The following is a 23654-nucleotide window of genomic DNA, read 5'->3' on the forward strand; positions in this document are numbered from 1 at the left end:
CATGATTTGATCGTCCACTTTTATCTTATTCTGCCGGCTGCACAAAAATATTACGGAGCGCCTGGGCGGCAGAAACCATATTAACCAGTGCTGGTCTGACCTCTTTCCAATGACGGGTTTTCAGTCCGCAATCCGGATTGACCCATATCTGTTCCGGCGAGAGATGACGCAGCGCCTTTTGCAGAAGGTCTGTCATTTCAGTGACACTCGGGACACGGGGGGAGTGGATATCATAGACACCCGGCCCGATTTCGTTTGGATAGCGAAAATCGGTGAATACATCGAGCAATTCCATTTTGGAGCGCGATGTTTCAATGGAGATGACATCGGCATCCATCGCGGCAATGGCATCCATGATGTCGTTGAATTCAGAGTAGCACATATGGGTATGGATCTGGGTCGTGTTTCGGACACTGCTTGATGACAGGCGAAAGCAGGAAACAGCCCAGTCCAGATAATGCTGCCATTCGGAGGTTTTGAGCGGCAATCCTTCACGAAAAGCAGGTTCATCAATCTGGATGATTTTGATTCCTGCTGCTTCCAGATCAGAAACCTCATCACGAAGCGCCAGAGCGATTTGCTGGCAGACCTTTTCGCGAGGAATGTCGTCACGTACGAACGACCATTGCAGCATTGTCACCGGTCCGGTCAGCATGCCTTTGACGGGCCGCTCTGTCAGAGACTGTGCGTAGCAGGCCCAGTCAACCGTCATGGCATGGGGACGGGAGACATCGCCGAAGATGATCGGCGGCCGCACATAGCGTGATCCATAGCTCTGCACCCAGCCATGTGTGGTGAAGGCATAGCCGTTCAATTGTTCACCGAAATACTGCACCATGTCATTGCGTTCGAATTCTCCATGCACCAGCACGTCAATGCCGGTTTCTTCCTGCCACCGTATTGCCTGTTCGGTTTCCTGACGCAGAAAAGCGGTGTATTCCTCCGTGCTGATACGCTGTTTCGCATGATCGGCCCGTGCCTTACGCACAGCATCCGTTTGTGGAAAGGAACCGATTGTTGTCGTTGGGAACAGGTTGAGTTTCAGCGCTGCGCGCTGTTCCTGCGCCCGTGTAGAGAACGGAACCTGCCGTTTCGCCATTTCAGGCGAGAGGGATACAATGCGGCTCTGAACAGATTCACTATGCACTTTTCTGGAGGATCTGCGATGTGATGCCGCATCTGATGATGCTGCAAGAGCATGGGAAACGACATCACGCCCATTTGCCAGAGCCAGACCGAGCGTCGTCAATTCCTCCATTTTCTGCACGGAGAAGGCAAGCCATTGTCTGACTTCTGAATCAAGATCGGCTTCAGCCTGTAAATCAACTGGCACATGCAGCATCGAGCAGGATGTTGCAATCTGTACCCGATCTTTGCCCAGTTTTGCCACCACGCGTTCCAGTTGATTGAGCTTTGCCGCCAGATCAGTGCGCCAGATATTCCTTCCATCGATAACGCCCAATGAAAGCACCTGATGTGAGTGCATTGCCGACAGCACATGATCAAGCTGTTCCGGTGCCCGTACCAGATCGAGATGCAGACCCGCGACGGGGAGCGTACGAACAGTGTCCAGCATATCGACAATGCTGCCGAAATAGGTGGTGAGCATGATGTTGAGGGATGGCAGCGCCTGCTGCAGCGTATAATACGCATGACGCAGCGCCGCTTTCGTAACGGTGTCCAGATCGAGCACGAGGCATGGCTCATCCATCTGAACCCATTCTGCACCAGCATCGTGAAGCTGTGACAGAATTTCGATATAAACGGGAAGCAGTCTGTCGATCAGCGAAATCGGATCGAAATTGCCGTCCCTGCTTTTACTGAGAGTCAGAAACGTAACCGGTCCCAGCAGCACCGGGCGTGTTTCCAGACCGAGTGCTCTGGCCTCCAGATACTCATCGAGTGGTTTGGAGGAAGTCAGGGAAAATTGCTGATCACGATGCAGTTCCGGCACCATGAAATGATAGTTTGTGTCGAACCATTTGGTCATTTCCAGCGCGGGGACAGAAGCATTTCCACGCGCCATGGCAAAGTAAGTGTCGAGTGAGACCTTGCCGCCGGTCCATCCATAATGCTCGGGGATTGCTCCGACCATCACGGTGGTATCGAGCACATGATCGTAAAGCGAAAAATCGTTCGACGGTATGACGGTTACACCGAGACCATATTGTCTGGCCCAGTTTGCCGCCCGTAAAGCGGTGGCGGTTTTTTGAAGCGCATCGGCATCGGATGCGCCTGACCAGTAAGATTCCAGTGCAGATTTCAGTTCACGGTGCGGACCGATCCGCGGCACACCGAGCGTACTGACTGGCAGAGAAGAAAAAGACATCGGCTTACACTCCAGAAGATGGAAGCAAAGGCCGAGCGGACGCATGCAAAGTTACCCGTGATCGCGGATTGGAAAACGGGCGTGCAGGCGCACCACCGGGACACCCCGCCCAGGGACGATTATGGTGTCGTGGCAGGTCTCCTGGCTCACGGGTCATTGCCTGCGATCCTGTCTTCCCGAGGCGGAAGCCTCAGTGACGTCGGTGGATGCAGGCTCGCCGCTTACAGTTGCGGGGGCAGCTCCGGCTTTGCTGATGCGCACCGGATTCCCTCTTGGCTCCGGCGTTCGTCTTTGACGGACCCGCAGAACCACGACCAGGCATGCTTAGGAAAAAGAATCTCATCAGTCAATGCGGATATAAATATATCTTTATGTAAATTTTGGAGATGCATTGGATTGATGGCTTGTTTGTTATGTTATAACATAACTTTATTGTTTTCGGCTTTATGGCTGGTGTGAGGATTTGCCATGACGAGTTTGTGCCTTTCTTCCGCGTCTCTCGCCCGCCCGCGTTTCCTTTGTGATGAGCCAATGCCGGACATCAGCCCGTTTTGTGAGAAAACAGCGCATCGCATCATGGCTGCCGCGTTAGAGAATGGGGCGGCTGGTTTTTTCCCTCGCCAACTGGATAAGGTGGTGGCGCATGCGCTGGAATATACACCTGACTGCAACCTGCCGGAGATGCGTGTGATCGGGCCTTCGTCAGGAATGGCAGCTGCAGTGGAGGAGGTCTGCCGGGATGCCGCTTTCGGCCCGGCCTGGCTCAGGGTCTGGCTGGCGCAGGATATACTGGCGCTTGGGCGTCTGTTTCAGGCCATCACTGGCGCGAAGGAACTTCTGGTGCGGTTGGAAGCCATCCGCACCGATGCCTGCCGCCGCTTTCATGCGGATCATGTTCACCATCGCCTGACCTGTACATATCGTGGGCCGGGCACACAGTGGATTCACCCCGATATGGCAACAGAATGGGAGCAGGGGAAAGCATGGCCTGCTTCTGCTATTCGTCAGGCACAGACCGGTACTGTGACCATCATGCGGGGCCGTCGGGCGGAAACGGTGCAGAAACCAGCCTTGCTGCATCGGTCTCCGCCTGTCGCGGGCAGCGGCATCACAAGGCTGTTTCTCGCCATTGATGATGCCACTGATCATGACAACGGTGATGGTATTATTCCGGAATGATCCAGGGGGTCACATACTGCATGACGACAACGATCATACCGAGCACCAGAGTCAGGATGATGCTGTGCCAGAAGGTGCGGGCCAGGACCGCGCCTTCCTGACCTTTCAGATTGGTGGTGGCGACACCGGTGGCGATATTCTGTGGGGAGATCATCTTTCCCATCACACCCCCCGAAGAATTGGTCGCAGCGAACAGCACAGGATTCAGATGCAGCTGATTGGCAGCCACGACCTGTAAATTCCCGAACAGGGCATTGCCGGATGTATCGCTTCCGGACAAAAACACGGCAATCCAGCCGAGAAAAGCGGAAAGGATCGGAAAAGCCGGCCCTACCGACGCAACGGCCAGACCAAGCGTATAGGTCATGCCTGAGTAATTCATCAGATAGGCGAGGCCGATGATCAGCGCGACAGTCAGAATGGCGATGCGTGTCTGCCGCCATGTTGCCACCATGGCATTGAGGAAACCGCGTGGTCCGATGCCAACCATCAGCGAGGTCAGGATGGCGGCCAGCAGAATGGCCGTACCGCTGGCCAGGGGCTGAAACACCCAGTTGGCCGCATAAGGTTTGCCATACAGGGTTATAAATACGGCATGATCCAGCCCTGGCCAGGGAATTTTATGTGCCCCGATCTCGAAGATGCGTAATGACGTCCAGATGATCACCACCGCGGAGACGGTGAGCCAGGGCAGCCAACCCTGCCATGATGGTATCGGCGCACGATCGGATTGCGCTTTTGCGGCGGTCTGGCTGCGATCAATACGGAAAGCAGGATCAGGTTCAGGCTGCCATATCCGCAGGAAACCGATAGTGGCGGCAAGGGCGGACAAGGATGAAAGAACGTCGGTCAGCTTGTAGTCGATGAAGTTGGAAGAAACGAACTGTCCCAGTGCAAAGCTGCTGCCTGATACAAGCAAAACCGGCCAGAGTGCACGCACCGAGCGCAGGCCACCATAAACGGCCATCACATAGAAAGGCAGCAGCAGGGCCAGCAGTGGCAACTGCCGCCCGACCATGGAAGCCAGCACGGTGTCAGGCAGGCTGGTGACTTGCCCCAATACCGTCACCGGTGCTCCCAGTGCACCGAAAGCGACGGGTGCGGTGTTGAAGATCAGGGTGTAGGTCAGAGCCTCGATCGGCGGAAAGCCGACCAGCACCAGCAAGGCGCTGGTAATGGCGATAGGGGTGCCGAAACCGGAAACGCCTTCCATCAGCGCCCCGAAGCAGAAACCGATAACGATCAGAACCACCCGCCGATCATCCGGCAGATGGTCGATCACCCAGTCGCGGAATGCGTCGAAGCGTCGTGATTGAACAGCGACATTATAGAGTACCAGCGCGTTGAACACGATCCACATGACCGGCCACAGTGCGAACGTCATTCCGGCGGCAATGCTGTTGAACGCGATGCCAGGTGGGCATTGCCAGATCAGAACGGCGCAGAGCAGCCCAACGACCAGTCCGGCAAGGGAAGCTTGCCAGGCTGGCCGCCGCACCACACCGAGCAGGATGAGAACGGTGGCGATGGGAAGGATCGCCACCAGAAAAGACAATGGCAGACTGTCCGAAACGGGCCTGAGAACTTGCTGAAACATGATAGGGAATTGTCCGGTCCTGTGCTGAAGGATGGGCTTCAGTGAATGGGTTGCGTATGGAACGGCACGGGGTAGAATCGAATGTCCGTATCATGGTATTTCCGGCACAGGACAAGGGCTATTCAGTCTCCTGCAGAAGAGAATTCGGGTGGAGACTGGCTCAGTGTGCGGTATCCGGGTCTGCTCCGGTCCGGCAATCTGTGCGCAGGGCATCGATCATCCGCATGTCGGTGGCATCCAGATTGAAATCGAACAGGGCGATATTGTCTTTTATGCGGGCTGGCGTGGCTGATTTCGGGATGACCGCGCTGCCATTCTGAAGATGCCACCGCAATACGATCTGTGCGGGACTGCGCTGATGTCTGGCTGCAATAGTCACAAGCCTTTCGTCATGCAGTATACTTCCGCGGGCCAAAGGACTCCAGGCCTGCGTCACGATGCCTAGTGAGGCATGAAAGGCACGCAAGGCGGGTTGAGACAGGGCCGGATGTAGCTCCACCTGATTGAGACAGGGTATCACGCCCGTTTCATCAATCAGGCGGCGCAAATGGGCTGGCTGAAAATTGGAAACGCCAATCGACCTTACTCTGCTTTCTTTCTGTAAGCGTATCAACGCCCGCCATGTGTCTACATAACGATCACGCGCAGGCACAGGCCAATGGATCAGATAGAGATCCAGATATTCAAGCCCCAGTCTTTCCATACTGAGATCAAAAGCGTGCAAAGTCTGATCATAGCCCTGATCGTCATTCCAGAGCTTGGTCGTGATGAACAGTTCGCTGCGAGGAACAGAGGAGGCAGCAATGGCAGCTCCTGTCTGCTCCTCATTGCCATAGAAAGAGGCGGTATCAATCAGCCGGTATCCGGCTTCAATCGCGGTATGAATAGCCGGTTCGACCTGATGGTCGATGATTTTATAGACGCCCAGTCCGATCTGGGGAATGGCGTGCCCATCATTCAGGGACAGCAGCGGAACCTGCGATACAGCGATGGAGGCCATGCGGAGATCTCCTTTCTGACAGGTTTTGGTCAAAGCGATGATTGTTTTTCCAGCCAGTGAGCCATACCGCTGGCGGCGGCTCGGCCGGTGGCAAAGCATGCCTGAAGCAGATATCCGCCAGTTGGAGCCTCCCAGTCCAGCATTTCACCCGCCACGAACAGGCCGGGCCTGCTGCGGATCATGAACTGCTCATCCACGGCTTCCCATCGCACACCACCAGCAGTGGAGATGGCGCGTTCCAGAGGCTGTACCCCCGTCAGACGCAGGGGCAGAGACTTGATCAGAGCGGCAAGGCACCCTGGATCGGCTGGTGGTGAGACCGTACTTTCCCTCAACAGATGGCTTGCGGCAGAGGACAGGGTCAGGGCTTTGCGCAACGTGTTCGAGAGAGATTCCCTGCTGCGGGCGCGTGCGAGTTTGGCTGCCATAATGTCTTTCGCCATATCCGGGCGCAGATCGAGGCAGAGATCGGCATGGCCATTCCGTTCGATCAGGTCGCGCAGGCGGGCGGAAAGAGCGTAAATCGGGCCGCCTTCCAGCCCGTAAGCGGTGATGATCAGGTCGCCTCGCGCAGTCTGATCGGGTTCTCCGGCAATGGACAGGGCGATGTTTTTGAGAGCCGTTCCTTCATGCCGGCTGATGAAAAACGGTGTCCATGGTTTGGAAAATCCGCAATTCGCGGGTTTCAGCGGTGCGACCGGCAGCCCGGCTTTTGTCAGAGACGTCACCCAGTCACCATTGCTGCCCAGCCTGGGCCAGGAGGCTCCGCCAAGGGCCAGCAGGGTGGCTGCAACAGGAGGTAACTGGTGGGGAGCGCCATCCGGGCCGCTTATCAGGAGGGAGCCATCCGGCTGCCATCCGCGCCATTCATGCCTGGTATGGATGATGACACCCTGTGCAGTCAGTCGCTCCAGCCAGGCGCGGAGCAGGGGAGAGGCTTTCATCGCCCGCGGAAAGACTCGTCCGCTGCTGCCCACGAACAGGGGTTGGCCCAGCCCCTCGGCCCAGTGACGCAGGGCATCGGGTGGAAAAGCACAGAGCGCTGCTTCCAGTGACGGGCACGCGGAGCCATAGCGTGTCAGGAAATCGGCCAGCGGTTCGGAATGGGTCAGATTGAGGCCGCCGCGTCCGGCCATGAGCAGGCGGCGGGCGGGGGACGGCATTTTCTCATAGACATGGACTGTATGGCCGAGGGCGGAAAGATGCTCGGCGGCGCATAATCCGGCTGGCCCCGCACCGATGATCGCGATACCGCTCATCGGAGGGCAGGCCGTGGCAGACAAGGTGGCAGGACAGGATTCGTGCAGGACATGACGGCGAGATGATAGCGGCTTTTCAGATGCTCGTCTTGACGGGCGCGCTCGGAGTTGTGGCCGCCTGGATGCTGGCGCGGCCTGCTTCCTCCGTGGTGCTGCGCGCACTGCCTGCCTTCATGCATGCGATAGCCGGGATGTGCAGCCTGTTTTTGCTGTGGCGTGGACAGAATGAGCCGGTGAGGGGAGCCGCGTTTGGTGTGGCTCAATTCGGTAGTATGGCATTTGGGTTGATCGCGACGGCTTTTATGATCGCTATGGGGATGCTGGTTTGCCGCTGGGTCGGACGCAGGCCGCCCATTCTTTTGGTCGGGCTGCATGCGACGCTGGCTATGGGGGGCGTGCTGATGCTGGCTGCTTATGTTGCCTTTCCGGGACCGTGAAACAGAAAAAGGGGGCTGACTGCCCCCTTTTCCGTTACAGATTGGATTCCGTTTGATTCAGGCGGCAGGCTGCGGGTCTTCGTAGCAGCCGGACTGGCGGGCGCGTTCCCGTACCAGGGCCAGCACCAGCTCGCAGGACGGCATCGGTGTCCCGGTGACATGACCCAGCTCCACCACCGCGCCCAGCAGCGCGTCGATTTCCATTGGGCGGCCACGTTCCAGATCCTGCAACATGGACGTCTTGTGCACGCCGACCTCGGCCGCGCCATCGATGCGCTTTTCCAGATCGATGCCGAAGCGCACGCCGAGCTTTTCAGCCACGATCTGGGCCTCCCCCATCATGCCCCGGCAGGTCTGGCGCAGGTCGGGGCGGGTGGTGATGATGTCCAGCGTCGCGCCGGTCAGTGCGCTGATCGGGTTGAAGCAGAGATTGCCCCACAGCTTGACCCAGATTTCATCACGGATGCGCGGACGTATAGGCGCTTTCAGACCGGCGGCAATCATGGCCTTGCTCAACGCCTCGATACGCGGCGAACGGCTGCCATCCGGTTCGCCGAGTGAGAAGCGATCGCCATAAGTGTGTTCAATAACCCCCGGCTCCACCACTTCGGAGGCCGGGTAGACCACGGAGCCAATCGCCTGGCTGGGGGGGATGATGTCCCACAATTTTCCACCCGGATCGACGCTTTCCACCCGACGATTGGCGTGCTCGCCTTCCAGCCCGTAAAAATACCAGTAGGGCACGCCATTGATGCCGGTGACGAGTGCGCTGTCCGGTCCCATCATCTGTGCGATGGACGGGGCGGCGCCGGGCAACGAATGCGCCTTCAGCGTCACGAACACGTAATCCTGAATTCCGGCCTCCGCCGCACTGCCGACGGCGCGCACGGCGACGGTGTCACGCTCACCATCGCGGATCAGGGTCAGCCCATTCTGTTGCAGGGCGGCAAGCTGCGGCCCGCGTGCCACGAGGGTGACATCCACTCCGGCTTTCGCAAGCTTGAAGCCGAGCAATCCACCGATGGCACCGGCGCCGAAAATGGCGACTTTCATCGTCTCGATCCTTGCTTATGACGGCCTTCCATACCGGGCCGTGTTCATCATGGCGGGTCAGGCGACACAGAGTAGGAAAACCATCTGCACCGCCTTGTTTTATGCGTTGGAAAAGACGGGTGCTTACGCCGTCAGCCCCAGTTTTTCCGCCAGACCGATGCGTTGCAGCTTGCCGGTGGCACCTTTTGGAATTTCCGTCAGGAACACAATCTTGCGCGGCACCTTGAAGGCGGCCAGACGCTGGCTGAGATAGTCGCGAATCTGGTGCTCATCAGCGGTCTGGCCCTCATGCAGTACAATGGCGAGGCCGGCTTCTTCCCCGAGCTTGTCATGCGGAATGGCGAAGGTCAGGCATTGCTGCACCGCCGGGTGTTCCATCACGACGTTATCAACTTCAAGCGGGCTGAACTTCTCACCGCCGCGATTGATGATTTCCTTGATACGGCCGGTCAGCCACAGATACCCGGCTTCGTCAATCTTGCCCTGATCGCCGGTGCGGAACCAGCCATTATGGAAACCCTTCAGATTGGCATCCGGGTTGTTTTCATATCCTGCCGTGACGTTACGGCCGCGGATCACGACCTCCCCCAGCTGGTTCGGGCCGAGGATGGTACCATCATCATCCATGATTCCGACTTCGGGACCGGCAGCAATGCCGACACTGCCGGCATAATGTGCGCGCGGGGGCAGCGGATTGGAGCACATCTGATGGGCGGCTTCGGTCATGCCGTACGCTTCCAGCACTGGTACGGAGAACGCATCCTCCAGATCCTTCATCACCTGCGGCGGCAGGGAGGAGGAGGAGGAACGGATAAAGCGCAGCCGGCTTCTGGCGATGGTGTCCTTATTGCGTCCGGCCAGACCCAGAATGGCCTGATGCATGGTTGGAACCGCCGTGTACCAGCTCGGGTTTGCTTCAGAGAACCAGGAGAAGAACTTGAATGCATTGAAGCCCGGGGTTGCCACCACGGATGCGCCGGCGGCGAGGGATGACAGGGTGGCGGCGATCAGCCCGTGAATGTGGAACAGCGGCATGATGTTCAGGCACACATCATTGGGCGTCAGCGCCAGCGTTTCGGCGATATGGATCGCGGATGCAGAGACATTGACCTGACGCAGCGGTACGATTTTAGGACGTGAGGTGGTGCCGGAAGTGTGCAGAACCAGCGCGATATCCTCGGCCTGCGGGATGCCTGCCGTGGAAGGCTCACCGCTCAGCCCTTCCGGCAGCGCCAGTGAAAAATCACCCGCCCCGGAAGCCTCGATCGGGTCCAGTTCGATCACCGGGATGGAGCGGCGTGCCGCGACAATGCGCGCCGGGCTTTCCATGCCGCGCTGGATCACCAGCGCCTTGGCGTTGAGATCGGACAGGTAGAAGTCGAATTCTTCTTCCTTATAGGCGGGATTCAACGGCGCGGTGGTGGCGGCATGAGCCACGGCAATAAAGCTGGCAGCCATTTCAGGGCCGTTCGGCAGCACGATGGCCACGCGGTCACCGCGGCCGATCCCGGCCTTGCCCAGCGTTTCGGTCGTGCGGGCGGCCAGCGTGCGCAGCCCTGCATAGGTCAATGCGGTGCGACCGGGCGCGCCAATGGCGGGCGCATCAGCGGCGCCGCGTGTCAGCAGACCCTGAATCGTGTCAGCGAAATACTCGGTCATCGTATCCCCTCGATGTCATGAGCGGTTATGCGTGAGACGATCCGCAGGCTCTGCCACCCCGGTAGAGGCGGATCGTGCGCCGGAGCAGGCGCAAAGCAGTAAATCTTCGTAAGGTTGTTATCAGGGCCGGATGCAATGATGGCCGCCCGGCCCTGATAGGTCCGTCTCAGTCGTAAGATACGGGAGACAGGGAAAGCCCGTTTTCTTCCATCGCCCGGATGTTGGCGTGGCGTAGTGGCTTGAGCACAAACAAGGCCAGAATGGCAGCCAGAGCATTGCTGGCGGCGGCGACATAGAACACGGCCTCCCAGCTTCCGGTATGGGCTGTGATGATGGAGCTGACCGGAACCAGCAGGGCGGAGGTGCCTTTGGCTGTATACAGCATGCCGTAATTGGTGGTGGCATATCGCCGGCCGAACGTATCGGTGCAGGTGGCCGGGAACAGGCTGTAGATTTCACCCCAGGCGAAAAACACCAGACCGGTGACGATCACGAAGGCAACCGGGCTGTGCGCATAATGCAGCAGGGCGAAAATACCCACGGCCTCGATCCCGAACGCGATGAACATGGTCAGTTCACGACCGATACGGTCAGAGACCCAGCCGAAGAACGGGCGTGTCAGACCATTCAGAACGCGATCAAGCGACAGGGCGAAAGTCAGCGCGGGTAATGTGAGGCCAAGCAGGGTCACCGGCATCTGATCAACACCATAATCTCTGGCGATGACCGCGATTTGGGCCGTTGCCATCAATCCGCCGGTGCAGACCAGCACGAACATCAGATACAGCAGCCAGAACACCGGATGGCGCAGGGTCTGAGCCGGCGTCTTGCCTTCAAGCTCTCCTGTCGGGCGGCCGGTATCGATGGCGGAAGGTGCCTTTTGCGGGGCGACAAGGAACATGGAGGCGATCATCACGATGATGCCCTGCCCGAGACCGAAGGTCAGGAAGGCGGATTCATAACCGTGAGAGGCAATCCAGGATGAAATCGGCACGATGGTAACAGCCGAGCCAGCGCCGAACCCTGCGGCAGTGATGCCGGAAGCCAGACCGCGTTTGTCCGGGAACCATTTCAGAGCGTTACCGACAGTAGCACCATAAACCAGCCCGCATCCGACACCACCGATCGCAGCGGCGGTGTAGAGCACGGTCAGCGAATCGGCCATGCTGTCGATAGCCCAGGAAGCAGCGATCAGCACACCACCCGCCAGAACGGCCAGTCTGGGACCATAGCGGTCAACCAGCCAGCCTTCGATTGGTACCAGCCAGGTTTCCGTCAGAACAAAAACCGTAAATGCTACCTGGATGGCAGCGCGTCCCCAATGATGCGCCTTGTCGATAGGCAGGACAAACAGGGTCCAGCCGTACTGAAGGTTCGCAATCATCACCATGCAGACGACGCCAAGCGCCAGCTGCAGCCAACGGGAACCCGATGGCTGGAGGGCGGTTCCACTCATAATGCTTAGGCTCCCTAACATTGCGGGAAACTCATCCCCGCATTGATTTTCTTTCTACAAAACCCCCGCCAGCTTGTTAAGTGTTGCGAGGGCGAAATTTTATGTTTTTATGGCAGCATGATAAGAAATTTTCAAACAAAATAATTCTATTTGTCTTTATAATTGATCATCCCCTTGAGGGGGGAGGGTATCGCATGGCATTGGCATCCCCCTGAACCGTGGGAATGGCCCTGACGAATGCTGCGCCGTCTATATGATCGTATCCTGTCCTTGGCCTCTTCCCCGCGTGCAGCATGGTGGCTTGGGGTGATTGCATTTGCTGAAAGCAGCTTTTTCCCCATCCCTCCCGATGCATTGCTGATTCCCATGTGCGTCGCGCGACCGGAACGCGCCTGGCGCTTCGGCCTGATCTGTACGGTGGCCAGCGTTGCAGGGGGAGCGTTGGGATACTGGATTGGCTTTGCCCTGCTGGATGCCGTGGCAAGACCTATTCTGGAACTTTACCATTACGAACATGCCATTACGCGTTTTCAGGAAACCTATGCGCAGTACGGCCTGTGGGTAATCCTGCTGAAAGGATTGACGCCGATCCCCTACAAGATCGTTACGATCGGCTCCGGCGCAGCGCATTTCAATTTCGGTATCTTCATGCTCGCGAGTCTGGTGACCCGTGGGCTGCGTTTTTTTCTGGAAGCCGCGCTGTTGCGCCGTTTCGGTGCCCCCGTCAGTCATTTTGTTGAAAAGAGGCTGACCCTGGTGACGACTTTGTTCGCGCTGGCATTGGTGGGTGGTTTCGTTCTCTTGAAGTTCCTCTGACAGGGCTTTCCACCCCCCCCTTCGGAACCTCCTTAAACCTTCTGCGTTCGATGCGTATCGTGGGGCAGGTCGTTTTGACCTGTTCAATTGATTTGTATCCTTATAAAACAGTCCCCTTATCATAACGGACGTTCTATAAGGATATTCTGCGATTCTGTGCCTGTCCGGCTTATGGCAGGTTATTTGTCGTGTGTGACCTTTTATGCCTGCGGGGAGGAGTTCCTCATGATTACGTTGAATATCAACGGCGCCGATCACCAGTTCGATCTGCCGGAGGACATGCCTCTGTTGTGGGCATTAAGGGATGTGGCCGGGCTGACAGGCACGAAATTCGGCTGCGGTATTGCTCTGTGTGGAGCGTGCACCGTTCACATGGACGGGGAAGCGGTTCGCTCCTGTACCCTTCCGTTGGGAGAAGCCGCCGGTCACAAGATCATGACGATTGAGGCGGTCGGCGATACACCGGCAGGGGCGAAAGTTCAGAAAGCCTGGCTTGATATCGAGGTCGTGCAGTGTGGATACTGCCAGTCCGGGCAGATCATGGCGGCAACCGCACTGTTGAATGCTCATCCCCACCCCACAGATGACGATATCGATGCGGCCATGAGCGGCAATATTTGCCGTTGCGGCACTTATCCCCGCATCAGGCGTGCCATCAAACAGGCAGCGCAGGCATAAGGGGGTAGAAAGCCATGAATCATACTCCTCTTTCCCGTCGCGGTGTTCTGGCCGGAGGGGCCGCTCTGGTTATCGGTACATGGCTGCCGCGCAGCCGCCATGCAAAGGCAGAAGGGGCTACGGAGCAGGCCGAGCACTCATTTGCACCCAATGCCTTTATTCGTGTGGCACAGGATGGCGGTATCACGTTGATCATGCGTGATGTAGAAATGGGGCAGGGCATCTGGACGGGAGCGTCCATGCTGTTGGCTGAGGAACTGGAGGTCGGTCTCGACCAGATCAGCCCCCAGTTCGCACCGCCGGATGACAAACTGTATGCGTCGCCGCTCCTTCAGATGCAGGCGACCGGTGGTTCGACGTCGATCCGCGGCGACTACAAGGAATTTCGTATGGCCGCCGCTACAGCACGCAGCGTGCTGGTGCAGGCTGCCGCCCGTGAATGGGGCGTGCCGCCCGGGGAATGCACTGTGAAGCGTGGCGTGATCAGCCACCAGGCCTCTGGTCGCAGTGCACCATACAAGGATTTTGTGGCTGTTGCCGTCACCTTGCCGGTGCCGAAAGATGTGCCGCTCAAGGATCCGAAAGATTGGACATTGATCGGTCATTCGCAACGGCGTCTGGATACGCCCCCAAAGGTCAATGGCACGGCCGTATATGGGATCGACGTTAAGCTGCCCGGTTTGAAGGTTGCGACAGTCGAAACATGCCCCGTCCTCGGCGGGAAACTGGTTTCGATGGATGAGAATGCGGCGCGGGCTGTTCCCGGCGTGCGGGATGTTCTCAAGCTGGATCACGCTGTGGCTGTGGTGGGTGACCATTTCTGGGCTGCAAAGCAGGGGGTAGAAGCACTCCATATCGTCTGGGACGAGGGACCCAATGCGCAGGTCTCACAGGCCGAGATCGTGGAGGGCCATAAGGCTGCTTCCAGAACGGATGGCCTGACAGCGCGCAAGGTAGGCGATCCGGAAGGCGCATTGTCCAGGGCAACCAGCAGGATTGAGGCGGTGTACCAATTGCCGTTTCTGGCTCATGCCCCCATGGAGCCGATCAACTGCACAGTCCATGTAAGTAAGGAAAGTGCCGAAGTCTGGTGTGGCACTCAGGTTCCGGCGCGTGCGCAGGAGGAAGTCGTGCAGGTGACCGGCCTGCCCAAAGATAAGGTTCAGGTCCATAATCATATGATTGGGGGCGGGTTCGGGCGTCGGCTGGAGGCTGAATATGTCCGTCAGGCCGCTGCTTTCGGCCGTCAGGTTTCATATCCGTTAAAGCTGATCTGGACGCGGGAGACCGATATTCGTCACGATCGGCTTCGGCCTTACTATTACGATACCTTATCCGGTGGGTTGGATGCGGATGGCAAGGTTATAGCATGGACGCACAAAACCACGGGCGCCAGTGTGTTGGCACGGTGGGCACCAGTGGCCATGCCGAAAACAGGTATTGATCCCGATCTGATAGAATGTGCTGAAACACCCTACGATATTCCAAACATGCGTAATTCATGGGTGCGTCACGAGCCACCCGGTGTCGTTGTCGCGTGGTGGCGGGGTGTCGGACCGGCACATAATGTTTTTGTGGTGGAAAGCTTTGTGGATGAGCTTGCCGCTGCCGCCAAACAGGATCCGCTGAATTTCCGCCGTGCTCTGTTGCATAAAAATCCTCGTGCACTTGGTGTGCTGAACGCAGCCGCTGAAAAGGCAGGCTGGGGAACGTCCCTTCCGCCGCGCCACGGGCGGGGCATCATGGTACAAAACGCCTTCGGTAGTTATCTCTCAGTCGTGTGCGATGCCGAAGTAAAGCCGGATGGAACGGTCCGTCTGCACAGGCTGGTTGCAGCGATGGATTGTGGACGCGCAATCAATCCGGATTCCGTTCGGGCGCAAATTGAAGGTGGGCTGGTCTTCGGCCTGACGGCTGCACTTTATGGCGAGATCACGCTTGAAAAAGGCCGTGTTCAGCAATCAAATTTCAATGATTACCGCATGCTGCGGATGAATGAGGTTCCTCCGATCGACATCGTGCTGATCGATAGCACCGAAGATCCCGGCGGTTTGGGAGAAACCGGTACTGCGGCAGCATTCCCTGCCATTGCAAATGCTGTTTTTGCGGCGACTGGAAAGCGTATCCGGCGTTTACCGCTTGGTCTGGGACAGCTGGCGGATGCGTGAGCGTGACAGGAAGGGATGCATTTCGATGTCTGATTTTACAGAAATTGCTCATCAGGATTCCTGTTCCACATTTTCCTCCGGTCCACTGTCGGGGCTTGGGCGTGCCATCACGACAGGATTGGCGACTTTTGCAATAGCGACCTGTGTGGCGGGCAATGGTGTCGCCCATGCCGCGGATAGTGCGCATGACGCACTGGTTGAAAAAGGAAAATATCTGACTACGGCCGCGGATTGTGAGTCATGCCATACGGCAAAAGGAGGTGTTCCTTTCGCCGGCGGTCGGGAGTTCAAGCTGCCGATGGGCGTTTTATATGCGCCGAATATCACGCCGGATAAGGAGACAGGAATCGGCGAGTATACGGATGATGAGTTCGTCTCAGCCATGTGGGATGGAGTAGGGCGTGGCGGCCGACATTTATATCCGGCTTTTCCTTATACGTCGTATACGAAACTGTCACGGGATGATGTGCTGGCAATCAAGGCGTATCTGTTCAGTCTCAAGCCTGTTCATGCTGTCTCCCCTCCAAACAACATGCGTTTTCCTTTCAGCCAGCGCTGGTTGATGGTGGGGTGGAACATGCTGAACAATCCGGGAAGACGGTTTGAACCTGATTCTTCCAGATCTCCGGAATGGAATCGGGGTGCCTATCTGGTGGAGGCGCTCGGCCATTGCGGGGAATGCCACACGCCGCGTGGATGGACCTATGGCCTGAAAAACAGCCGTGCCCTTTCAGGTGAAACGATGCAGGGCTGGAAAGCCTACAATATTACCAGCGATCCTAAGCAGGGAATTGGTGACTGGTCCGAGAGTGAGCTTGAAGCCTATCTGGCCACAGGTCATAGCGATGGTCGGGGCAGCGCCTCTGGACCGATGGCAGAAGCGGTCAGTTACAGCCTCAGCCGGCTGACCCATGATGATATTCACGCCATGGTGGTTTATCTGAAAGCCGTGCCGCCGATTGCCGATGGTGTCGGTGTTGCGCCTGCTCCAGAGCAGGCGAAAATGCCGGATCCCGCTGCTTCCGCAAACAGCGAGGGTGGCCGCCTCTTTGCCGGTGCATGCAAAAGTTGCCACACACTCAGCGGAGCAGGGCGGCAGACGAACTATGCCGCTATTGCCGGAGCAGCTACCGTCTCCGATCCGGAGGGTACTAATCTCGTTCGCATTCTGCTTGATGGTTCTGTGCTGGATATAGAGAAAAACGGCATCCCGACCGTGCATGCGTTCATGCCTTCCTTTGGCCTGTCACATACCGATGCGGAATTGGCCGTTCTCTCGAACTATGTGCTTGGCCACTTCAGTGGCGTGCGTGGAACTGTCACGGCAGATCAGGTGAGGGATGCACGCACCGCCCAATAAGGCGGTTCAGCCAGTGGTAAACTGAAACCCGATCTGGTGCCGATATAGTTCACCTGGCTTGACGATCGAGTAGGGAAAACTGCTGTGATGCGGGGCGTCCGGGTAGTTCTGTGCTTCCAGTGCAATCCCCGCATAGCGCTGATGAAGCAGACCGTTCAGCCCTTTAAACTGGCCAGTCAGATTATTGCCTGTATAGACCTGCAAACCCGCTTGCGTTGTCATGATGCGCAAAAGGCGGCCATTATCGGGATGATACAGCCCTGCCACGTTACGCGGATTCTCGGTTACCCGACCATCAAGGCAGAAACAGTGATCAAGGCCGCCTGCGATTTTCAATTGCGGATGATTTGATAACAGGATTGCGCCCAACACGGCAGGCTGCTGGCAATCAAATGGCGTATCTGCAACGAAACGCGGCGGAGAAAACGGAATCTGGGCAGAATCAGTTGCCAGATACTGTGTGGCAGCAATCTGGATTATATGATCGTGGATTGTGCCCGAAGTCCCCAGATTGAAATACGGATGTACGCTGAGATTGATCGCAGTCGGTTTGTCTGTCTGTGCTGTCAATGTCAGCCAGAGTGTATCACCCGCCAGCCTGTATTCTGCTTCTGCATAGACTTCCCCCGGGAAGCCCTGATCGCCGTCCGGACTGCTCAGACCGAAGGTAATACTTTCCGCGTCATGCCGGACAACCTCCCAGAGCCTTTTTCCGAAACCATCAGGGCCACCATGGCGTGTATTGCCGTTTTCGTTAGTGGCCAGACGATGATGAGCACCATCAATCCGTAAATCGCCTCCTGCTATCCGGTTGGCATAGCGGCCCAGCACGACACCCAGCGAGCCGCCTTCCGCCGCATAGGCTTCAGCACTGTCATGACCAAGCAGCACATGATCCCATGCGCCATGACGGTCTCTGCTCATGATGGAGACCATCCGCGCACCATCATCGGTGAAGGCAACCTGCAGATGCTCATTACCGGCCCGGAAAAGGGAGGCTTTCCGGCCGTCTGCCGTTTGCCCGAAAGCGGAGTGCTCCATCGAGATCGCCTTTTTGAGAGGAGGGCGATTATTTCCGCTTTGTATGGCGTGCGACAAGCCCTTTGCAGTCATCCACTGAGCCGATTCCCGTCTGGATGGTCGGTAAAAGGGCGAGCGGAGGAAACAGGATGCCAAGACCAATCGCAGCTCCTGCCCGGACTCCAAGCTCCGCGCCTGGCGTAATGGAAGGATTTTTAAAGGTGCCGCCAATATTGATGGGAGTGGGCAGTGACCCGATCGTAAAATGGTTTGCTTCCGTCCGTATTGCGTAATCCAGTGTTTCCGTACGGAGGTTGATCTTACCGGTGCCCCGTATGTCGGACTCTGTTGTGTCGATGGCGAACAACCGCGTATCCATCACCCCTTGCTGCAGGGTGTAATCTGCAATCATACAGCGTATCTGTGCTTTGGAGGGAATACCAAGTGCGGAGAGCACGGCATTGCCGAATTGAAGGCCGGAAAGATTGACCAGCAATGCGCTGATATTACCGCCATGTCCCATGGTCAGGCGCAGATAGCCATCGCCATGTCCCAGCATCGCGGCAATGGAATTACCTTTGGTTTTGATGCTGGCCTCTCCGCCGATCTGGCCACCGCCTGTGAAACCGGACACTGATTTAAGCAGGCGTTGCAAGGAAATTTTGTGAAAGGCAATGCTGGCATCAGCATCAATCGTGTTTCCATCCGGTGATAGATTAATCGTGCTGGTGACATCCCCGTTGCCGATACCAAAGGAGAGGGGATGAAGCTGAATACGGCCATCCACGATATCCATGACGACTGCGACATTATCCAGCGGCATTGATCGACCGAGAATGGACTGGCTTTTATAGCGGAGATGGATATCGGCGGCTTTGAGTTTGGGAATGTTGATGGGGCGTGTAGGAAAAAGCTGAGGACTGGCCTCTGCCTTGGCGACTTCTCGTTTCTGCTCCAGCGTTTGCCCGGGTGTCGTGGTTTTTCCGGGTGTGGAGCCGATGAAGCCGCCCAGATCATCTAGATCGACCTTGCGACTATGCAGATCGGCCGTAACCACCGGCCTGGCACCGGATGGTGCGACGATAATCGAACCGTTGAGGTCGCTTGATCCTACATGGCCGGTAAAATTCTCGAACCTGATGCGCTGCTCCGCATAGGTCATATGGCCTTCAATATCGTAAGGCGGAGTCTGGGGAATGGGGATTCCGGTCAGCGGATACAGGGCCGCCATATCGGCTCCCTTCAGCGTCAATGTCAGATCGGCACCGGCGAAATGCAGTGGATCGGCAATAGTGCCTCGCAGGGAGCCTTTGGTCGGGCCGTTCTCCAGATGGAGTGACAAAGGATAGACCGTATGGTCCTGCCGCAAGGTCAGCACGTCTCCCGCAACCAGCCCGCCAGTCATCGGTTGCCCGGCATAGCTGCCTTTGGCCTCTGCGATCAGAGCATTCTTGCCGGTACTGTCCGAGCCTGTTGCCAGGGTAATCGAAACATCGGCTTTTAACGGGGCATCCTGAAACAGGATGGAGCCACCTTCTATATGGAGGGTTCCGATTTCAGGGCTGGCACGCTTATGGGTATCTGCGTCTGATTTGTCTTCGTTTTTGCCGGACGGAAATGTCCAGTTATTGCGATTGTCTTCCGTCCTGATCAGGTGAAACGCCGGTTTCGTCAGGGCAATGCGAGGAATGGCAATGAGGTGCTCCTGCAAATAGCGCAAGACATCAACCTCTATTTCCAGGTGTTCTATCCGGGCGAACTCGTTTTCGGTGTTCTGCTGGCCTGACTGTTTCCCATCGGAAGAGGGAGGCATAGGGAATCCATCAGGCTGGGCGACCCGCACTCCCTCCAATTCAACGCTGGTGATCCGCCCGGGATGGAGATTGAAATGCGTCAGGCTGACGTTCCGGCCCAGCGCCTGACTGAGCTGAGATGCCACAAGCGGCCTGAACCAGTTCCAGTCCCACAACAGGATCAGCGCAACTGCGCCTCCGCACACAAAAGCTGTGCTGATCAACCATTTTTTCTTGCGCGCGGAGGGTGCCATCCTTTGCTAACGGCGGGATAAACGCAGGGTTGCGCCAGCAGGGAAGAGGCAGACAACCCTGTTTTTTAATCAGGGATCCTGCCAATCCTCATGCCACGTGCGCCCATCGCGTTCTATCAGGGCAATGGAGGCAGTCGGCCCCCAGCTTCCGGCCGGATACATGCGTGGGCCTTCCGTGCTGTTGCGCCAGGCTTCCAGAATGGGGTCGCTCCATATCCAGGCGGCTTCCACTTCATCACGGCGCATGAACAGGGAGGGGTTGCCGCGCACCGTATCCATCAGAAGGCGCTCATACGCATCCGGGTAGCGCATGCCGAATGCTTCCTCAAAACTGATGTTCAGCCGTGCCGGTCGCAGCCTTAGCCCACCCGGACCGGGATCTTTCTGCATCGTCACCAGCCGCATGCCTTCATCCGGTTGCAGACGGATGACCAGCCGGTTCGCCTGTAACTCCGTGCTGTCCGAAGGGAAAATCGAGTACGGGACATGTTTGAACTGGATGACGACTTCGCTGACTTTCTGCGGCAGGCGCTTGCCGGTGCGCATGTAAAACGGCACGCCTGCCCAGCGCCATGATCTGACTTCCGCTTTCAGGGCTACGAAAGTTTCGGTCGTTGTTGGATGTCCGACCTCATCGACATAGCTGTTGACCGCACGACCCTGAATCGCCCCTTTCCCGTACTGGCCGCGCACGGTGGACAGCGCGACCTCATGCTCGGCCAGCGGTTTCAGGGCACGCAGAACCTTCAGCTTTTCATCACGCAGCCCGTCTGCTTCCAGAGAAACCGGCGGTTCCATCGCCAGCACGCAGAGAAGCTGCAGCAGGTGATTCTGGATCATGTCCCGCATCGCGCCGGAGCCGTCATAATATCCGGCGCGCTCTTCCACACCGACTGTTTCCGAGACGGTAATCTGGACATGATCAATATTATCGGCGTTCCACAACCGCTCGAAAATCGAATTGGCAAAGCGGAGCGCGATCAGGTTCTGAACTGTTTCCTTACCAAGGAAATGGTCAATGCGATAAATCTGCCGCTCGGCAAAGATCTTGCCAACTGCGTCGTTGATCGCGCGGGACGAGTCCAGATCCTGCCCGATCGGCTTTTCCAGAACAACGCGTGACTGCTCGGTGACCAGTCCGGCTTTCTCGAGATTTTCGCATGTGTCGCCATACAGGGCAGGGGCAGTGGCCATGTAATAGACTCGGATACGATCCGGTTGTTCATCCAGCAATGTTGCCAGAGCCTCGAACCCGTCACCGCTTTTGCCATCCACATGCCGGTAATGCAGCATCGAACGAAACTGGCTGACCGTTTCCTCCTGCCACTCATCCCCCTTGATGTGTTTGCGCAGATGCTCCAGCACCGTATTGGCATAGTCTTCGCTGCTGAGATCGGAGCGTGCCGCTCCAATCAGGCGGCTATCGGGTGGAATCTGCCCGTCACGCAGCCGCCGATACAAGGCCGGCATCAGTTTGCGAAGAGTGAGATCGCCTGTAGCGCCGAATACGACACCATCAAAAGTACTGACAGGAATGATCTGGGCCATCGAAGCCTTCTTTCGAATCTGTCGGGTCAAAGAGTTGCATCGTGATCAGTGTGGCACCTTATCGTTGATGGCACTTGCTGTACCATCTCGAAGAGGATGAACCATGTCAGACAGGCAATGTGCTACAGACAGGGGAAGGCTGCCAAGTATGATCGAATTATGGACATGGCCTACGCCAAACGGTCAAAAAATTCATATTGCTCTTGAGGAGATGGGTCTGCCTTACCGCGTCATTCCGGTCGATATCCGGAAGGGTGACCAATTTTCCTCCGAATTTCTCAGTATCACGCCAAACCATCGAATTCCGGCGATCATTGATCCTGATGGTCCTGATGGACAGGCGCTGACCTTATGGGAATCCGGTGCGATCCTGATTTATCTGGCGGAGAAAACCGGGTGCCTTCTGCCCGCTGATCCGGTGGGGCGGCTGAAGGCGATCCAGTGGCTGATGTTTCAGATGGGCGGTGTCGGACCGATGTTCGGCCAGTGGAACCATTTTTCAGCGTACGCGCCTGAGACCATCCCCTATGCCGTACAACGCTATCAGAACGAAGTTTTGCGGCTGCATCGTGTTCTGGAGACACGCTTGAAGGAGGCTGATTATCTGGCCGGGACGGAGTATTCCATCGCTGATATCGCTACCTTTCCGTGGATCACGGCCATAACCGCGAAATTGTCTGTTCTGGATGATTATCCTGCGGTGCGGCGATGGCACGACCGCATTGCATCCCGTGATGCTGTGCAACGGGGGATGTCCGTTCTTCAGGATCGCCGCCAGACCACGCCGATCACCGATGCCGAACGTGACGTGTTGTTCGGCTCTGGCCAGACAACATCGCCTGTAACCTGATCCGCCCGTTGCTTCCGCCTCTGCTCGACCCTCTGCCCGACCCTCTGCCTGTGGCGGGCTGATGATCAGGGATGGGATCAGCCTTTTTGCGGCTGGTAGCGCCAGACGCTGGCCGGGGGGAAGTTCAGGGGTGTCCATGCTTCCCGCTTTCCCGTCAGCCCGTGCTTGCGGGCGGGAAGGGGGGAGGTCGCACAGTAGCTGTAATGCAAGAACCCCATTCCTGGTGCGACGGTTTCCATCGCATCTATGAACCGTTTCTGGGCCGGGAATGGCAGCAGAACCAGCGGAATACCGCATACGATGCTGCCAACCCGACCGTGCCATTGCGCAGGCAGAAGAGCAGGCAGTTCCCGTGCGTCCCCTTCGATCACCTGAACACCTGGCAGGGCCTTGCGGAGATGAACGGCCATATCCGGTACGATCTCGACCACAAACAGCCGCTCCGGGGGGATACCGCTTTCCAGCAAGGCCTTGGAAATCACGCCTGTTCCGGCACCCAGTTCCAGTACGATCTGGTCATGGTTACGGCGAATCTGAGCGGCCACCCTGCGGCAAAGTGCCGGGGATGAAGGAATAACCGATCCCATCTGCAAGGGATTGGCCAGCCAACGTTTCAGAAAAAGTGCTGTATTTGAAACATTGCTGGATTTTTGTTTGGGTGATTGTTTCATATTTGTGGCAGTAGTCTCGACTTGTATTGTCATAATACTGCAATATTTCCGATTTGTTGGAATATTATTAGTGAATACTCCATAAAATTCTTGTCGCAAAGATATGAAATGCGTCTTCCGATCAGAGAGGCTAATAGAAATCCGTCTTATGGTCAGGAACGCGCAAAACCCCGCGTACCATGGGCACGCGGGGTAAAGGCAGGTCAGGCTGACAGGACGATGCGGGCTGATCAGATATCAGTCCGGCAGGCCCTGGAGAGCCGCAGAAAAACTGCGACCGGAATTATTTGATTTTGGCTTCCTTGAAGGTCACATGCTTCCGCACGACCGGGTCGTATTTGCGGAATTCAAGCTTGCCGGTCTGGGCGCGGGCATTCTTCTTGGTCACATAGAAGAAGCCGGTATCGGCAGTGGAAACCAGTTTGATCTGAACAGTGTTGCTTTTGGCCATGACTCGCTACCTCTCGAAGCGCCGGAACATGCTCATACCGGGGCCTCAGGTCAAGCTTTTCGCATCGTTTCCATGA

Annotated in this window: 19 protein-coding genes and 1 riboswitch; of the genes, 7 read left to right on the forward strand and 12 right to left on the reverse strand. The window is 57.0% G+C overall.

Translation table 11 applies throughout. The annotated features are described in order from the left end of the window. Positions 1-25 precede the first annotated feature (25 nt). The gene (metE, locus tag GBCGDNIH1_RS16390; protein WP_043452738.1) at positions 26-2329 is read right to left on the reverse strand and encodes a 5-methyltetrahydropteroyltriglutamate--homocysteine S-methyltransferase; all 2304 of its coding nucleotides are present in this window, start codon (positions 2327-2329) and stop codon (positions 26-28) included. 113 nt (positions 2330-2442) lie between these two features. Beyond that, positions 2443-2657: riboswitch (cobalamin riboswitch) on the reverse strand. A 248-nt stretch (positions 2658-2905) separates the two neighbouring features. Between metE and GBCGDNIH1_RS16395 the strand changes: the two genes are divergently transcribed. Next, a complete protein-coding gene (locus GBCGDNIH1_RS16395; protein WP_157781202.1) occupies positions 2906-3508 on the forward strand; it encodes a DUF1826 domain-containing protein in 603 nt (200 codons plus the stop codon). Here GBCGDNIH1_RS16395 and GBCGDNIH1_RS16400 read toward each other — a convergent pair. The 3 genes from GBCGDNIH1_RS16400 to GBCGDNIH1_RS16410 all read right to left on the reverse strand — a co-directional run bounded on the left by GBCGDNIH1_RS16400 (position 3495) and on the right by GBCGDNIH1_RS16410 (position 7364). Further along, the gene (locus tag GBCGDNIH1_RS16400; RefSeq protein ID WP_011631492.1) at positions 3495-5105 is read right to left on the reverse strand and encodes an L-lactate permease; all 1611 of its coding nucleotides are present in this window, start codon (positions 5103-5105) and stop codon (positions 3495-3497) included. The two genes, GBCGDNIH1_RS16395 and GBCGDNIH1_RS16400, sit on opposite strands and share 14 nt — an antisense overlap. Positions 5106-5265: 160 nt before the next feature. Beyond that, positions 5266-6105 (reverse strand): aldo/keto reductase, encoded by an 840-nt coding sequence (locus GBCGDNIH1_RS16405; RefSeq protein ID WP_011631493.1) that lies wholly within the window; start codon positions 6103-6105, stop codon positions 5266-5268. Between the two features lie 29 nt (positions 6106-6134). Then, positions 6135-7364: a TIGR03862 family flavoprotein gene (locus GBCGDNIH1_RS16410; protein ID WP_025319247.1), complete on the reverse strand. Its 1230-nt coding sequence runs from the start codon at positions 7362-7364 to the stop codon at positions 6135-6137. An 80-nt stretch (positions 7365-7444) separates the two neighbouring features. Between GBCGDNIH1_RS16410 and GBCGDNIH1_RS16415 the strand changes: the two genes are divergently transcribed. After that, positions 7445-7801 carry a hypothetical protein gene (locus GBCGDNIH1_RS16415; protein ID WP_157691982.1) on the forward strand — a complete coding sequence of 119 codons (357 nt, stop codon included), beginning with the start codon at positions 7445-7447 and terminating at the stop codon, positions 7799-7801. A gap of 57 nt (positions 7802-7858) precedes the next feature. Here the strand turns inward: GBCGDNIH1_RS16415 and GBCGDNIH1_RS16420 are convergent, their stop codons facing one another. The 3 genes from GBCGDNIH1_RS16420 to oxlT all read right to left on the reverse strand — a co-directional run bounded on the left by GBCGDNIH1_RS16420 (position 7859) and on the right by oxlT (position 11969). Further along, positions 7859-8854: a 2-dehydropantoate 2-reductase gene (locus GBCGDNIH1_RS16420; RefSeq protein ID WP_011631496.1), complete on the reverse strand. Its 996-nt coding sequence runs from the start codon at positions 8852-8854 to the stop codon at positions 7859-7861. Between the two features lie 123 nt (positions 8855-8977). Beyond that, complete coding sequence (locus GBCGDNIH1_RS16425; RefSeq protein WP_011631497.1) at positions 8978-10513, reverse strand: acyl--CoA ligase; 1536 nt, start codon at positions 10511-10513, stop codon at positions 8978-8980. A 166-nt stretch (positions 10514-10679) separates the two neighbouring features. Next, positions 10680-11969, reverse strand: coding sequence for an oxalate/formate MFS antiporter (gene oxlT / locus GBCGDNIH1_RS16430; RefSeq protein WP_038511611.1), 1290 nt, complete (start codon positions 11967-11969; stop codon positions 10680-10682). 237 nt (positions 11970-12206) lie between these two features. On the opposite strand from oxlT, the gene GBCGDNIH1_RS16435 reads away from it, so the two are divergent. From GBCGDNIH1_RS16435 to GBCGDNIH1_RS16450, 4 genes are all read left to right on the forward strand, one after another. Further along, entirely contained in the window at positions 12207-12785 is a 579-nt protein-coding gene (locus tag GBCGDNIH1_RS16435; RefSeq protein ID WP_011631499.1) for a YqaA family protein, read from the forward strand. Positions 12786-13010: 225 nt separating this feature from the next. After that, entirely contained in the window at positions 13011-13463 is a 453-nt protein-coding gene (locus GBCGDNIH1_RS16440) for a (2Fe-2S)-binding protein (RefSeq protein WP_025286308.1), read from the forward strand. Positions 13464-13477: 14 nt separating this feature from the next. Continuing rightward, entirely contained in the window at positions 13478-15631 is a 2154-nt protein-coding gene (locus tag GBCGDNIH1_RS16445) for a xanthine dehydrogenase family protein molybdopterin-binding subunit (protein ID WP_011631501.1), read from the forward strand. A gap of 25 nt (positions 15632-15656) precedes the next feature. Next, positions 15657-16991, forward strand: a complete 1335-nt coding sequence (locus tag GBCGDNIH1_RS16450) for a cytochrome c (RefSeq protein ID WP_011631502.1) — start codon at positions 15657-15659, stop codon at positions 16989-16991. A gap of 6 nt (positions 16992-16997) precedes the next feature. Here the strand turns inward: GBCGDNIH1_RS16450 and GBCGDNIH1_RS16455 are convergent, their stop codons facing one another. The 3 genes from GBCGDNIH1_RS16455 to zwf all read right to left on the reverse strand — a co-directional run bounded on the left by GBCGDNIH1_RS16455 (position 16998) and on the right by zwf (position 21606). After that, entirely contained in the window at positions 16998-18032 is a 1035-nt protein-coding gene (locus GBCGDNIH1_RS16455) for an aldose epimerase family protein (RefSeq protein WP_011631503.1), read from the reverse strand. A gap of 28 nt (positions 18033-18060) precedes the next feature. Continuing rightward, complete coding sequence (locus GBCGDNIH1_RS16460; protein WP_011631504.1) at positions 18061-20058, reverse strand: AsmA family protein; 1998 nt, start codon at positions 20056-20058, stop codon at positions 18061-18063. A gap of 69 nt (positions 20059-20127) precedes the next feature. After that, a complete protein-coding gene (gene zwf, locus GBCGDNIH1_RS16465) occupies positions 20128-21606 on the reverse strand; it encodes a glucose-6-phosphate dehydrogenase (protein ID WP_025286311.1) in 1479 nt (492 codons plus the stop codon). Positions 21607-21754: 148 nt separating this feature from the next. Here zwf and GBCGDNIH1_RS16470 point away from each other — a divergent pair, with 148 nt between their 5' ends. Next, a complete protein-coding gene (locus GBCGDNIH1_RS16470) occupies positions 21755-22456 on the forward strand; it encodes a glutathione binding-like protein (protein ID WP_025319240.1) in 702 nt (233 codons plus the stop codon). A 77-nt stretch (positions 22457-22533) separates the two neighbouring features. Here the strand turns inward: GBCGDNIH1_RS16470 and GBCGDNIH1_RS16475 are convergent, their stop codons facing one another. Next, positions 22534-23001, reverse strand: coding sequence for a class I SAM-dependent methyltransferase (locus tag GBCGDNIH1_RS16475; RefSeq protein WP_232449680.1), 468 nt, complete (start codon positions 22999-23001; stop codon positions 22534-22536). Positions 23002-23410: 409 nt separating this feature from the next. Further along, positions 23411-23578: a 50S ribosomal protein L33 gene (gene rpmG, locus GBCGDNIH1_RS16480; RefSeq protein ID WP_011631508.1), complete on the reverse strand. Its 168-nt coding sequence runs from the start codon at positions 23576-23578 to the stop codon at positions 23411-23413. Positions 23579-23654 lie beyond the last annotated feature (76 nt).

Source organism: Granulibacter bethesdensis CGDNIH1, assembly GCF_000014285.2.
GTDB classification, from domain to species: Bacteria; Pseudomonadota; Alphaproteobacteria; order Acetobacterales; family Acetobacteraceae; genus Granulibacter; species Granulibacter bethesdensis.